This is a genomic window from Collimonas sp. OK307 (assembly GCF_900113705.1).
In the GTDB taxonomy this organism is placed as follows: Bacteria; Pseudomonadota; Gammaproteobacteria; order Burkholderiales; family Burkholderiaceae_D; genus Collimonas.
In genome coordinates this window covers 1-13,556 of the sequence record NZ_FOQI01000008.1, presented here as the reverse complement: position 1 = coordinate 13,556, position 13,556 = coordinate 1, and the positions used below count along the sequence as shown (strand labels likewise).

The window sequence follows — 13,556 nt, the reverse complement described above, 5'->3', positions numbered from 1 at the left end:
CGGTCCCACCTGGCTGCTGAAGAGAACGCCGTATAAACGGAGCGAAGAACCAGTCAATTCTTATGGGGGACTATTACGAATCAATCGTAGTACATCTCCCCAATGACACGCTCCCTCAGATAGCCTATTTTCCACTCATGCGATTGTGAATTGCGCCGTGCCGGCAATCCAATGATCAGGGGAGAATCACAATGAGTAATATGTACACGTTTCTGAAACGCGTTGCAGTTAGCTTGTGGCTACTTATTTCCTTGGGGTTTATTCCTAGCGCCGACGCCATTCCCCTGTATGCAAGACAAACGAATCTAAAGTGCGCTTCGTGCCACACCATCTTTCCCGAGTTAACACCGTTTGGCCGAAAATTCAAGCTGGGCGGATATACGCTGGGAGAACGCGAGAAGATTCCACTGGCTTTGATGACGGTGATTTCAGCCAATTCAATCAGGAACAATACGGACAAATCGACCGGCGAACAACTCTACGGCAAGAACCACGAAGTCGTCGATGAGGTTGTCAGCCTTTTTTCCGGCGGTAAATTCACCGAGAACTCGGGTGGTTTTATCCAATGGACTTACGAAAATCTCGTTACCAATGACGACCAGACATTTCATCATCACGGCGCGATGGACAATGTCGATCTGCGCCTGGTGAAAATGTTCGGCTCCGAAGAAAAACCAACGTTTCTCGGCCTGACATTGCATAACAACCCTACCGTTCAAGATGTCTTCAATACGGTACCTGCATGGAGTTACCCATACTATGGGCCAAGTGTTGCAGCCCCGGGCTTAGGCCCATCGACGTTTCTTGAATCGGGCTCGCGGGTTGCCGGCCTTGGTGCATACGCATACGTGCTCGACTCGCTGTACCTGGAAGCCACCTCCTATCAGACCGCCAAGGGTGCGCTATCGGTCTTACGCTCGGGTACCGCCGCGGCCGACAGAGTCACGCTCGCGGGCAGCAATCCTTACTGGCGCATCGCCTACACTTTCGGCAGCGATCAACATAATCTCTCGATCGGCCATTTTGGCGCTATAGCGTCAGTCAACACTCCTGACCAATTTACCCCCGGAGATCGCTTCCGTGATCTGGGATTCGATATCCAGTATCAGTTCTTCAGCAAGGACGATCACCATATCGTCACCGCCCAGGCGTCCACGATCAGCGAAAAAACCGAGTGGCGAACCGGTTTCCCTAGTGCTATCAACGACAATCCCTCGTCGCAAATGCGTTCGACCCGGGCCAAGGTGACCTATCTGCGCGATCGCACTTATGGTATTACAGGCGCTGTATTCAACGTCAGCGGCGACGCCGATTTCGCGCGATTCGGAACCAACAATGGCAAACCGGATACTTCAGGTTATATCGTCGAACTGAATTATTGGCCAAACCTCAAGTTCAACTGGGATCCGCAGATGAATGTCCGATTCGGACTGCAGTACACCGGTTATACGAAGTTCAATGGCAGCAAAACGAATTACGACGGAACGCTCAGAGACGCAAAAGATAACAACACCCTTTACTTGTACGCTTGGTTCATGTTCTGACGGCAGTCAGGCATTTGCAGATTCCCGGCGTGAGCGTAATGGATTGACGTGGGCTGTCCAAGTCGGATTATTTTACTTGGGGGGAAATACCATGAATCAAGACAAAAAAACGTCGCGCCGGAATATGCTGCGCCGTAGCAGCGCGGTGTTGGGTGCGGTCATCCTGACTCCCCTCGTGACTCACTCGCCGCAGGCCAACGCCGGCTCCATGACCAAGGGTATGCTCCACTATCAAGATACGCCCAAGGACGGGAAAATGTGCGCTGACTGCGCTGCGTATAATCCGCCTACGCCGGACACTGCCTCCGGCACTTGCAAAGTCGTGGCGGGGCCCGTCAATCCTCAAGGCTGGTGCATGGCATATTCGCACCGCTAAAGGAGAGCGCTGTAACCTGCAGCGCCGGGGCAGGCTTGTGCTCTGGCGTAGTGCTCTGGCGTCGATTAACCAGGCCCTGTCATTCCGGCGACATCATCGAGCCGTCCGGAGGTTTGCCGGAGGATATATCCGACGGAAAAGCCGGACCATCGGACGCTCCGTTGACGGCATGCGATGGATTACTGGCATGCTCGATCAACCCCATGTCCAGCGCCATGAGGATAAGTTCCGCCGCATTGCGCAGACCGAGCTTGTGCATCAAATTGGCGCGATGTTTTTCGACCGTCTTGGCGCTGATATTGAGAAATTCGCCGGTCTTGCGATTTGTGCGTCCCTCGGCAACCAGCTTAAGGATACTGCGTTCACGCGCAGTCAGCTTGTTCCAGGGTGTTGCCGCCTTCTTGGGATCGCCCCGACGCAGGAAATCGTTGATCAAGTGTATCGAGACGTCGGGGCAGATATATTTTTTTCCGCCGGCGACCGTCTGAATCGCCGTCACGAATTCATCGTATGAAGCATCTTTCAATACATAACCGTCCGCTCCTACCCGCAGCGCTTCTGTCACATATTCGTCGGTCTTGTAGACGGTCAGCACGAGAATGCGGATATCCGGCATGCGCCTCTTGATCTGGGCCGTAGCTTCGATGCCGTTCATGCCGGGTAGGGACAAATCCATGAGGATCATATCCGGATGCAATGAAAGCGCTTCGCAAATGGCCTCTTTACCCTCCCGCGCCTCACCCACCACCTCGTAGCCGGGCAGCGCCGCGATCATTGAGCGCAACCCGTGCCGGAGCAAATTGTGGTCTTCGACTATCAGAATTCGGTAGGTCATGACTTTCCTCCGATCACAGCAGGTTGACGCGACGATGGCGACGGTAATTTACGGCCGGCTTTTCCAGGAACAGGTGGACTAAACAAGAATCTCCACTGATTGTAAGTCTCAAATCCCTCAAATACACTATCGGCTCGAGAAAAACCGCTACGCTTGATAGTTGACTTTGTCGAACTGCTGACTACACCGCTGATCTGTTCGCCAGCACGCAGCAATTCAAACGGTTCGCCGGTGACCGGGTCCACATAGGCACGGCGCAAATGCCGCACCGGCACCGGAAAACGTTGATCCTCGACCAAGTCGTCGATACTCGCCGGCAGCGTCTTGCCAGCCCCGGGAGTGGCGTAATAGTAGTGTTCAATCGCTAACCGGTACTGGTCGCCGACGTACAACAGTTCTGCTTCAGTTTCGCGTTGCCGTTCGACCGACCATACTTCGACTGCTCCCATCAGCGCTACCGCCATCAATGCCAGGGTCAACAGCAACGCCAGCAATACGACGCCGCCGGTGCGCCTAATTTGCCGCGGCGGTCTCATTTTTGCTCCCGTTGGTTTTGGCCGCGCTTTGGACATCATAGACTCCACTCAGGGCGGGATCAAGGGGCGCGATGACGATCCAGTTAGGGCTTTCCGTAAGCGGATCCACCGGGACGCTACGCAGATAGCGCTTCTGCACCAGTTCATCGAGCGATTCCGGATAGTGACCTTGATCGCCGAAGAATTTATCGAGCGCATCGCGCATCGTTGCCAGGTTTTGCTGTTGCACCTTAATCTTGCCGTTGTCAAGCGCAACGAAGTAGCGCGGCACCGCAAGCGTCAGCAGCATACCTATCACGGCCATGACGATCACCATTTCGATCAGCGTGAAACCAAGCCTGAGCCCTGCAAAATATTGCCTGGAACGCATGTTACTGCAGAGTGGGAACGGTCGTAGCATGGTTACCACTCCTTGTAGGGGATGCCATTCAAGCCCTTGCCGGTAGAGAGCGAAGCGACGTCATACACGTCGTTGCCCGGCATCGGATCGCTGGGCGGGCTGCCGTAGCTGCGCAAAGCCCAGGTTTGTTCTGCCGGCTGGGCAGGATCGGGGTAAAACGGGTCGCGCGGCACATGGCGCAGAAATACCAGCCGGGAATGATTGACATCCTTCGCATTTTCGACGCCATTCACCAACACCTCCAGCGAGGGCGGATATCCGGAATCGCCGGATTCCTTTGTTATCTGGCCGGTATCGGCCGCAGTTTTATAGTTATCCAGCGCTATGCGAATCTGGCGCAATGCCAGTTTCAGCTCGGTTTCCTTCAGACGCGTCGCCGAAATTTCATAGAGCGGCAAAGCGACCATCGCCACCAGGCCGACCAAGGCCAGTGTGATGACCAGCTCTATGAGTGTAAATCCGCGCGGTTTCATGGTTCGATCTTCAGCATCAGCGGTTGTGGCCGGGATATGTTGCGCAATGCGCTGCCGCCGGCGATGCCTAGCTGCGCCAGTTGCATATCCACCTGGGTCTGCCTGCTCGATGTCTTGGCCGCAAAAGTCAGGCTCATCAGCGCTCCCGAACCGGCAAAGAATTTGCCGTTGGCGGCGTCCAGTGTCATGTTGATACGGCCGGCGGCATCGTTGATGACGGGATCGATGTTACTGACGCCGACCCGGCTGCTGACTTCTCCCGGGCTGGCGCTGACGAAGGACAGCACTCTTGGATCGTAACGGATGTAGAACGGCAGCGAATGAATGCCGTCGAAGCTGGCAGCGTTAAGCGTGACCTTGAACTGATCTCCCGCCTTGACGTGTTCAAGCTTGCCCCAGGTGATCTGCGGTCTGCCAGTGGCAGTGTTAGCGCTACCGTCGCCGGCGCTTGCGTTCGACATCGGGCGTGCTACCGGATTTGCCGATTGAACGCTCTTGTCAGGAACATCTGCCGCCATTGCCGGAATGGCGGCGGCGACCACGACCGGCGCCGCATTGGCGGGTGTAGAGGCGATGGCTGCGGCCGATTCAGCGACCGGCATAGTCGCCGGTGCGACCGCTGGCGCAGCCAGCACCTTATCCGTTGGCAGCGCCGCCGATTGATCCGTCGGCGCTGGCGTGGCAGACTCCGGCATTGGCGCAGGTGTCGGCGGCGGCATAGGCGCAGGGGCAGGAGCAGGCGCAGTTTGGTAGCCGCTGGACGGGGGCGGACTAACGGCGTCGAATCCTTGCGGCTGCGTCGCCGACGGTGTCGGCGCATCAGGCACCACGCCGTTCAGGATGGCTGGAGTGGCTGGCGGAATCTGCGGCGTGGCTACAACAACAGGCGGCGCAGGCTGTACTACTGCAGCTGCCGGTACTGGTGCTGCATCGACGCGCGGCATGCCGTTGCTGCTTATCCCATTACTGGTGCCTGACACGCTAGAGATCGGATCAAGACGGAACTGACCGGAGTGAATCGTGGTTTCAGTGCCTGACCAGACATCGCGCATCGTATCTTCGGCAATACCCTGGGCCCGTATGATACGAGGAGTGATTGACAATACGATTTCCGTCTTGGTGCGATCGCCGTTATGTTCTGAGAACAATCGTCCAATGATTGGCAACTGACCGAGGCCGGGAACCTTGGCGGCGGCATTGCGATCGGAATCGCTGATCAAACCCCCAAGCACCTGGGTTTCACCATCGCGCAAACGCAAACTTGTCGTAGCACTGCGGGTGCCGATCTGATAGGCGAGCGAGCCGGAAGGACCTGCGATTTCCTTGACTATATTGCTGACTTCCAGATTCAGCTTGATGCCAACCTCGCCTTCCGGATAGACATGCGGTTCAGCTTCAAGCTTGATGCCGACATCGATATACTGGATCGAACCGGTGACCACCGAGGCGCCGGTTTGTATCGGTGTCACGGTATTGGTGATGATAGGTACTTTGTCACCGATCAGGATCTTCGCCTTTTCGTGATCGCGTACGCGGATACGCGGACTGGCCAGCAGATTGGCATCGGTATCCTGGAGCTTGAAACCTATGCCCAGCGAGAACGGCGTCACTTGCAACTGGCCGCGCGTCAAATCACCGAGAGCACCAAGTGTCAGAGCGCCGGCCGCCCCTGTCGGGGTCGATATCGTGGCACTGTTAGGCCAGGATATGCCAAGGTCGGTCAAGCGATCGCGTGAAATTTCCAGCACTTCGACTTCCAGCATCACTTCAGCATCCGCCAGATCGTGGGCTGCAATCACTTTGGCAGCAACATCCAGTGCTTCCGGCGTATCGCGCAAGACCAGCGTGTTGGTGCGTTCGTCGACCAATGCATCCTTGATCTTGAGCACCGACTTGAGCACTGTCAGGATGTATTTCGCATCGCCATTTGAAATATGAAAAGTGCGCACTTTCAACTCTTGGTATTCCTTTTGTTTAGCTGCCGTAGCCGGATAGATGAACATCGTATTGACGTTGAGTACCTTCTTTTCGAGCTGGTTCTGCAACAGAATCAGATTGACGGTATCTTCGACCGAGCCTTCATGCACAAAGATGGTGGTTTTAAGATCGGGGCGCACGTCACGGTCGAAGATCACGTTGAGGCCGGTGGTGCGAGACAAAGCTTCGAAAACCATGCGCAGATTGGCGTCGCGGAACTGCAGCGTGACCGGCTTCTTCATTACCGACTGGGAAGCGGTCAACGCCTCTTTGGCGCGATGCTGGGTATCGATCTCGGTATTGATCTTGCGTAGCAACAGCTGTGCATTGGGGTTGGCCGGATTCTCCAGTATCACCACCATTGTGCGTTCCCGTGCCATATCCCATTTGCCGGCCGCGTCCATTTTTTCGGCTTCGGCCAGGATATCCCTGTGCCGCATGTCCATGTCTATATCGGACACCCCACGCCGGGCTCGCTCGTTGGAACCGTCAAGTTGCAACGCATCGAGATAAGAATTGCGCGCTGCCTTGGTATCGCCCGCCGAACGCTGCTCATCGCCTTGCCGTATCAATTTTTTTGTTTCTTCGTCGAGACGATTGATGTAATCGAGCTTATACGGTAGATTGCCCGGATCCTGCCGCATGGCTTCGCGCATGTTAGCGAGCCCCTCCGCGACATGGCCTTCCTTAATCTGACGCTGGCCGTCCGAGTGCAGTTGGTGCGCCGCGCAACCGGCCAGTGCACCAACGATCAGCAGCATCGCAGCCGGACGAAGCCAGCTTTTTGACATGGTTTGGATAAGGCGCATTACAGCCCCCCAGAAATCAAAATGGATTGCCGCTGGTTGAGCGGAAGATAGGTCAGGACAATTTCTTTGGCACTGACAGAATCGATACGATAGATACCCTCCACGGTGTCTCCCGTCGTCACCAGCAATAACTGGTCGTCCTTCGCCAGAAAAGCGGTAGGCTTGGCTTGATCCTGCAACAGCCCGACGAAATTGAAAGGCATGGGTGGTGCGGTGGGCGGCGGCGGCGGTGGTGGCGGCAACTCTTTCGGCGGCGGTGGCGGCGGTGGCGTCCAGCTGTTGGATGCGAATAAATTGTTTGCGCCGGTTTGATCCAGATTGGCTCGTGCCGGGGGAGCTATCGTTTTTGGCAGAGCAGCAGTAGCAGCAGCGGCGCCCGGCTTGATACTCCCCGCCTGATGATTGTTTGTGGTCCGCGTCACGGGTTCAATCACCCCGGATTCGGCGGAGCCGCCAGAAAATATCATGGCGCCGCAGGAAACCAGCACACCGGCCACCAGCACCAGTCCTATTTGTCGCCGCGAGAATCGGTTGCGCATGTCAGGCTCCGCGGTAGACAAAAGTAAAATGGATTCGCGCATCCTGGATCGTGCTGTTCACTGCGGCACGTTCGATATGCAGTTCGGCCAGCGACGCATTGGGTATGGCGTTAAGTACCCCGGCAATAAAGCTGCGTAAGGTGTCGTAGCTGGCTTTCACTGGCAACACTACCTCATAGCTCACGAAAGCTGCACCCTGCGCATCCGAAACGCGATACTCCCCCTTCACCAGATCGAGCTTGGCTAGCTGTGCCTGTTCCATCAGCTGGCGCAAATCACCTACATTGTGGTCAATCGTCGGAAACCAGGCCGTAAAGCGCACCAGCTGTTCGCTGGTCTTTGGCTGGACCCGATGTTCAAGCCGGGCCCGATTAAGGTCAATCAACGCGACGCCGGTCTGCAACTTGATCTCGCCGGCGTTTTTTTCCAGACGCGGCGCAACCGCCGAGGCAACGAACAAAGTGAATCCAAGCAGGCAAATGCCCACCACCCCCGGCCAGCCGACGCGGCGGGCAAGCGCATAACGCAGCTTCAGCGCCATTGAGCGCACGCGGTTCATTTCTCCTCCCAATGCGCCTGGATTTGGAAGCGGACCGGCGAACCTGGTTGCGTCTGTATCTGGTGCGAAGTCAAGATGACGCGCTGCAGGCCGGGCTGACTCTGGAGATAGGACAGATAGTCCAGCATCGTGGCGAAATCTTTCGCCTCGCCGACCAGATGCAATTGCCGGCGCGATGCGACTGGCTCTACCGACAGCAAGGCCACATGTTCCATCGGCGCCGATTCGAGTACTTTCAGCAGACGATCCCAAGGTGTGTTCAACTGGCCTGCAATCTGCGCTGCATTCTTAAAATTCTGCAGTTCGGCGGGCGTGATCTTGGCGCCATCCTGGTCGGCATGCCTTACCGTGTGAAGACGCGATACCAAGGCGTCATAGACCGTTTGCTGGGCCTTGCGAGCGTTATAGGCAGACGACAATTCGACGCCTGCATAGATGCTCGCTGCGGCACCTGCGAGCAGGATAGCTAATCCGAACGGCGGTAATTTTCGACGCTGGACGGAAAAATCAAAATCGAGTTTTTGAAGGGAGGCCATGATATTTGTCTCCTAGGCAACGTTCGAGGCAAAATCGGACACTCTATCGGCTGCGGCCGCCATTTCCGGTTGCGGCGGCAGGCGCTGCCAGCGGTTACGTGCTGCAGTAGGAATGTCCGCTATGTCGGCGTCGAAATATATCGGCAATCCAGAGTGATCCGGCACGCAGAGGCGGCGGCAAAATGCATCGCAGCTATCGCTCAAGGCAGCCCAGTCATTGCCCGATAAGCGCTCGGTGGCAAGTGCCTGCCATTTTCCGTCTTGCAGCCAGCCAAGCATTAAAGAGCTGCCGCGCAAACGCGCCAGCAGCGCGCTATTGTTTTTGCTATGCGCAAAGCTGCCATTCCAGAATGCCGCAAATCCCGGCTCCAGTCGATTCAGGCGGCATCCCGCATCATCGCTGCCAAGTTTAATGGCATCGGACAAGGCCGCAGGCATGCCGCAGACGACCGCACTGAGCCCATCCAGCTGGACCGAACAACGCATCACCAGCGAACCGGCATCAATACCCAAGGTGTCCGCCATGCCGAGCGCAGCCAGATGATCCAGCTCGGCCGGCGGCAAACGACGTGCATCAACCTTCAGGACATCGTAGTGAACCAACGTATCGGCCACTTCGACATTCAGCCTGCAGATTCCATACACGGAACGCTCTGCCCTGCCGGTCAATTGCGGCAAGATATCGCGAATCGCCTTGCCGATGCCGTCGTATGCACCTGCTGCGCCGTCAGGTTTGGCGACTGGCACGATGACGTCGTCTTGTCGCTGCCCGGCTGTCAGCATCAACGCCGTCACTTGATGCGGCTCGACCACCATTTGCACCGGTTTATTCCACAGGCGTAACACGATTGATCTCCTCGAGAGTGGTCATACCTGCAGCCACCAGGGCTACCGCCGCTTCGCGCAGCGTTTTCAGGCCGTTTTGCCGGGCTGCATGTTTTATCTTGGAAATGGCGGCACGCTCTACCATCAAATCGCGCAAGGTATCGTTCAGCGAAAGCGTCTCTGCAATCGCACGCCTTCCCTTGAAACCGCTGCCGCGGCAATGCGCGCACCCTATCCCGTGTTTAAAATTAAAACTCGACAAGGCTAAGGTGGAAGTTCCCAGGCCGGATCGCACCATCAGTTCTTTATCAGGTTTGTCGTCGGTCACGCACATCGGGCAATTGACGCGCACCAGCCGTTGCGCCAGGATGCCGTTGAGGGCTGAGACGAAACTATAGGAATCGACGCCCATGTTGGTGAAACGCCCGATCACGTCGAACACGTTGTTGGCATGTACGGTGGTGAATACCTGATGACCGGTAAGCGCCGCCTGAACTGCGATTTGCGCTGTTTCCGGATCGCGTATTTCGCCCACCATGATCTTGTCCGGATCGTGGCGCAGTATCGAACGGAGTCCTCGGGCGAAGGTCAGTCCCTTCTTTTCATTAACCGGGATTTGCAGCACGCCGGCCAATTGATATTCAACCGGATCTTCGATCGTCACGATCTTGTCGAGGCCGGTATTGATTTCCGTAATTGCAGCATAGATGGTGGTGGTCTTGCCGCTACCCGTCGGCCCGGTCACCAGCAGCAAGCCATAGGGAAGTTGCGACAGCCGGCGCACGAATTCCTTGGCCGGCTCGGCAAATCCCAGGGTTTCCAGGCTTAAGGTTTGCAGCTCGCCCGACAAATGATAGCGGTCCAGCACCCGCAGCACCGCATCCTCGCCGAACAGATTCGGCATGATCGAGACGCGCAGATCGATTTCACGGCCTTCTGCCAGCACTTTGAAACGTCCATCCTGCGGAATCCTACGTTCCGCAATGTCGAGTTCGGAAATCACCTTGATGCGCGACAGGACCTGATTCGCCAGATCGCTGCCATCCAGGCGCTTGATCATGCTCAGAACCCCATCCAGACGATATTTGATGTTCAAGCCTTGCGGCTGGGTTTCGAGATGGATATCGCTGGCGCCGGCACGCAATGCGTCATAGATCGTCGAATTGACCAAACGCACGATAGTGCTCTCGGTGCTGCTGATGTCTTCAATCGAGATCGACAGCGCGCTGTGGTCGATCGCGTTGACGGTGTCTGCAATGCCTACCGAATCCATCGCCCGGACCGTTTTCTCTATGACGGTCAGATAAGAGCGTACATCTCCGGTAGTGGCGATGCCCCAACTCACGGCCTGCTCGGTACGAGTGCGCAAACGCGCGTTGATCCAGGTGCGGGTCCGCACATCCAAAGGATCTGCCGTCACCAGCAGCAGATCGCCTGCCGGTTCGACGAACGCAATGCACAGCCGCTTGCCAGCCTCGATAAACGACAGCAGTTCAAAATCCGGCTTGAGTTCCCGCATCATGACCATCGTCACCGGCCGCATCCTGAAGTAGGCAGCTGCCGCCAGAAGATAAGCGGCGGCATCATCGCCGAAGCCCGCCGCTATCTGTTCGATCGTCTGCAGGGTAGAACCGGCTTGCTCCTGCATCTCGCGGACGGACTCTGCATCCAGAGTCTTTCTGGCGGGACTGAAAACGTGAGTGTAGACATTGTCCATGGCAGTCATTGAATACTGGATGCGAGGTCGAAAATCGGCAAATACATGAGCACCACGATGGCGCCGATAACGAGGCCGATACACAGCATCAGCACCGGTTCGAACAAGCGTGTCGCCACATCGATAGCGCGACTCAGCGTTGCCTCCTGGAAAGCTGCGATACGCGCCAATATCTCAGCTAATTTGCCGGTCCGTTGCGCCACCATCAGCATGCGCAAGGCCACCGGATCGGCCAGGCCGACAACCTGCAACGCCGGCCCGATTGCGGCGCCCTCCCGAATCGACGCCACCGCGCGCGCCAGCTTGCGGCTGTCTTCCGGCGTTAACAGCGAGCCGCACATGTCGAACGCACGGACCGCTGGAATGCCGCCCTCAATCAGCATGCCGCTAGTGCGATAAAACTGCGCATGCCGAAAAATCCGTATCAGCGGGCCCACGATGGGCAGGCGTTGCAACACCGGAAGATTCCATCCCGCACGCGCAGCATGGCGGATCGCCCATACCAGCGACAGGAAAGCGCCGATAAACAATGCGGCGACCAATTGCGGATGGGCATGGATGGTTTTTCCGAGTTGAATCAGGACCTGGGATGCAAACGGAATCTCACCTCTGGTCGACTCAATCAAGGTGGAGAATTTTGGCACCACCACCGCTAACAGGAATAACACGACCAGCGAACCCACCCCCAGCAGCATCAGCGGGTATACCGCCGCCCCCAAAGCCTTGGAGCGGATGGTGCGCAGGGTTTCAAAATTGGCAGAATAACGACGCAGCGCTGCCGCCATGTCGCCGGTCTGCTCACTGGCGGATATGCTTGCAACCAATAGTTGCGGGAACACATCCGGCCGCTCGCTCATCACGCCCGAGAAGTTGCGGCCTTCCTTCAGCGATTGCACTATTTTTTCGAACACGCGCCTGGTTTCGGATAAGCGTTCTTTTTCGGCCAGCGTTTCGATGGCATCGATAATCCCCAGCCCTGCGTCCAGCAGTGATGCCAGCTCATGGGCGAACAGCGCTATATCAAGCCGCGTACGAACTACGGTGGCACCGCCTCGAGCTCCCCACGCGAAGCTGCTGCGACGAGGCACGCAAGACAGGACCCGCAACCCCTCCCTTTCAGCGAGCCGGGTTGCCGCCGCCGCGTCGACCGCAGCAAATCGCAGCGAGCGCATGGCCCCCGCCTGGGCTTTAGCCACAATGTCGAATTCGATGACGCGGGTGGTGGGCGTATTGCTCATGGCGGCCACCTAGTTAGACATCCAGTTGCCGACGTCGGCGTTCTCACCGGTGCCGCCAGGCTGACCGTCGGCGCCTAATGTGCTCAGGTCCAGTTCGCCATGATCGCCAGGCGATTTGTAAACATAGGGACGGCCCCATGGGTCCATCGGCACGGCCTTCTTCAGATACGGCCCCTGCCATTTTTCTTCGTTGTTAGGCTTCACGAAAAGACTGTCCAGACCCTCGTCGGTATTGGGGTAACGCCCTACGTCGAGCCGGTATTGATCAAGCGCTTTCTCCAGCGAGACAATCTGGGCGCGAGCGATTTTGGTATTGGATTTGCCGATCTGATCGAAATAGCGAGGAGCGACCATACCGGCGAGAAGACCGATGATCACAATTACGACGAGCAGTTCAAGCAGCGTAAAACCTGCGCGCCGTTGGTTAGGGGCCGGCGCAGGATGCTCCAGACTGGCGGCAGCGAGACGCGTCATTATTATTCTCCCTAGGCCGGCACGTGATGTTTTTTTCGACGGCTCTTCTGCACTTGAGTTTTTAGAAGACCCTACGAGACCGACCCCTATGATCTGTAGAATACTACTGCTTGTTTAAAAAGCTACTGGGTATATTCCCTCCATTTGGGGGTGTATGGGTAGTTATACGTAGCGCTGTAAAACGACGTGCGTTCGCCCATTGCAGATGCCTGCGCAAAGCACCTTGAATGCTTCGCGTTTACTCACCACTTCACTTGGAAGCGTAGGGAGTTCCAGTAGATAAAAAGCAGATCTGTCGTCCGTCAGATATTCTCTTCCAGCAATCATCAACAATGACTACGGAAATTGGTGTTGAAGTTGAAGTTGAAGTTGCAGTTACAGTTACAGTTACAGTTGCAGTTGCAGTTGCAGTTGCAGTTGTTTCTGACGTGGCTTTTGACTTGCCTTCCGCATGGGGACGCTGCCAAATGTGGCGCGTGTCAGTCGGGAATTGTGGGAAGACATATTTGAGCGAAGCGAGTTGGTCTTTCCACCCGGCTGGCACGCGCCATATTTGGGGACCTGACCGAAGGGAAGGCAGTGGCTTTGCGGTCGCCTTTCTTTGCTTATTTTCTTTGGCGAAGCAAAGAAATGGAATGGACGCCTCCCCCTAAGGGGCGAAGCTGACAAGACGGGATGGAATACGCAAGGGGTTCTCGCTGTCAACGGCATCATTGTG

The 13,556-nt window shown here is 56.5% G+C and carries 15 protein-coding genes; 3 read left to right on the top strand and 12 right to left on the bottom strand.

Features of this window, described 5'->3' with window-relative positions:
- Nucleotides 1–191 precede the first annotated feature (191 nt).
- Together BM205_RS11885 and BM205_RS11880 are read left to right on the top strand one after the other, a co-directional pair.
- The gene (locus BM205_RS11885; protein WP_092414720.1) at nucleotides 192–1,544 is read left to right on the top strand and encodes a cytochrome C; all 1,353 of its coding nucleotides are present in this window, start codon (nucleotides 192–194) and stop codon (nucleotides 1,542–1,544) included.
- Nucleotides 1,545–1,635: 91 nt separating this feature from the next.
- Nucleotides 1,636–1,920, top strand: coding sequence for a high-potential iron-sulfur protein (locus BM205_RS11880; RefSeq protein WP_092414719.1), 285 nt, complete (start codon nucleotides 1,636–1,638; stop codon nucleotides 1,918–1,920).
- A gap of 79 nt (nucleotides 1,921–1,999) precedes the next feature.
- Here the strand turns inward: BM205_RS11880 and BM205_RS11875 are convergent, their stop codons facing one another.
- Genes BM205_RS11875 through gspG form a run of 12 tightly spaced genes read right to left on the bottom strand, consistent with a single transcriptional unit; the run spans nucleotide 2,000 to nucleotide 12,838 of the window.
- Nucleotides 2,000–2,755: a response regulator gene (locus tag BM205_RS11875; protein WP_092414718.1), complete on the bottom strand. Its 756-nt coding sequence runs from the start codon at nucleotides 2,753–2,755 to the stop codon at nucleotides 2,000–2,002.
- Entirely contained in the window at nucleotides 2,752–3,291 is a 540-nt protein-coding gene (locus BM205_RS11870; protein WP_092414717.1) for a hypothetical protein, read from the bottom strand. Before BM205_RS11870 ends, BM205_RS11875 begins: the two co-directional genes overlap by 4 nt.
- On the bottom strand, nucleotides 3,269–3,691 hold the full coding sequence (locus tag BM205_RS11865) for a type II secretion system protein (RefSeq protein ID WP_371326482.1): 423 nt from the start codon (nucleotides 3,689–3,691) through the stop codon (nucleotides 3,269–3,271). Before BM205_RS11865 ends, BM205_RS11870 begins: the two co-directional genes overlap by 23 nt.
- A gap of 2 nt (nucleotides 3,692–3,693) precedes the next feature.
- A complete protein-coding gene (locus BM205_RS11860) occupies nucleotides 3,694–4,164 on the bottom strand; it encodes a type II secretion system protein (protein ID WP_092414715.1) in 471 nt (156 codons plus the stop codon).
- Complete coding sequence (locus BM205_RS24295; RefSeq protein WP_175511251.1) at nucleotides 4,161–6,950, bottom strand: cohesin domain-containing protein; 2,790 nt, start codon at nucleotides 6,948–6,950, stop codon at nucleotides 4,161–4,163. The genes BM205_RS11860 and BM205_RS24295 overlap by 4 nt, the downstream gene beginning before the upstream one ends.
- Nucleotides 6,950–7,489 (bottom strand): hypothetical protein, encoded by a 540-nt coding sequence (locus BM205_RS11850; protein WP_092414714.1) that lies wholly within the window; start codon nucleotides 7,487–7,489, stop codon nucleotides 6,950–6,952. Before BM205_RS11850 ends, BM205_RS24295 begins: the two co-directional genes overlap by 1 nt.
- Nucleotide 7,490: 1 nt before the next feature.
- Nucleotides 7,491–8,048, bottom strand: a complete 558-nt coding sequence (locus tag BM205_RS11845; RefSeq protein ID WP_092414713.1) for a hypothetical protein — start codon at nucleotides 8,046–8,048, stop codon at nucleotides 7,491–7,493.
- The gene (locus BM205_RS11840; protein WP_092414712.1) at nucleotides 8,045–8,584 is read right to left on the bottom strand and encodes a PilN domain-containing protein; all 540 of its coding nucleotides are present in this window, start codon (nucleotides 8,582–8,584) and stop codon (nucleotides 8,045–8,047) included. The genes BM205_RS11845 and BM205_RS11840 overlap by 4 nt, the downstream gene beginning before the upstream one ends.
- Nucleotides 8,585–8,596: 12 nt before the next feature.
- Nucleotides 8,597–9,430, bottom strand: a complete 834-nt coding sequence (locus tag BM205_RS11835; protein WP_092414711.1) for a hypothetical protein — start codon at nucleotides 9,428–9,430, stop codon at nucleotides 8,597–8,599.
- Nucleotides 9,411–11,126, bottom strand: coding sequence for a GspE/PulE family protein (locus BM205_RS11830; RefSeq protein WP_092415060.1), 1,716 nt, complete (start codon nucleotides 11,124–11,126; stop codon nucleotides 9,411–9,413). The genes BM205_RS11835 and BM205_RS11830 overlap by 20 nt, the downstream gene beginning before the upstream one ends.
- Before the next feature lie 5 nt (nucleotides 11,127–11,131).
- On the bottom strand, nucleotides 11,132–12,364 hold the full coding sequence (locus BM205_RS11825; protein ID WP_092414710.1) for a type II secretion system F family protein: 1,233 nt from the start codon (nucleotides 12,362–12,364) through the stop codon (nucleotides 11,132–11,134).
- A 9-nt stretch (nucleotides 12,365–12,373) separates the two neighbouring features.
- Entirely contained in the window at nucleotides 12,374–12,838 is a 465-nt protein-coding gene (gspG, locus tag BM205_RS11820; RefSeq protein WP_092414709.1) for a type II secretion system major pseudopilin GspG, read from the bottom strand.
- A gap of 332 nt (nucleotides 12,839–13,170) precedes the next feature.
- On the opposite strand from gspG, the gene BM205_RS24290 reads away from it, so the two are divergent.
- Nucleotides 13,171–13,491 (top strand): hypothetical protein, encoded by a 321-nt coding sequence (locus tag BM205_RS24290; RefSeq protein WP_175511250.1) that lies wholly within the window; start codon nucleotides 13,171–13,173, stop codon nucleotides 13,489–13,491.
- The last annotated feature ends 65 nt before the right edge of the window (nucleotides 13,492–13,556 follow it).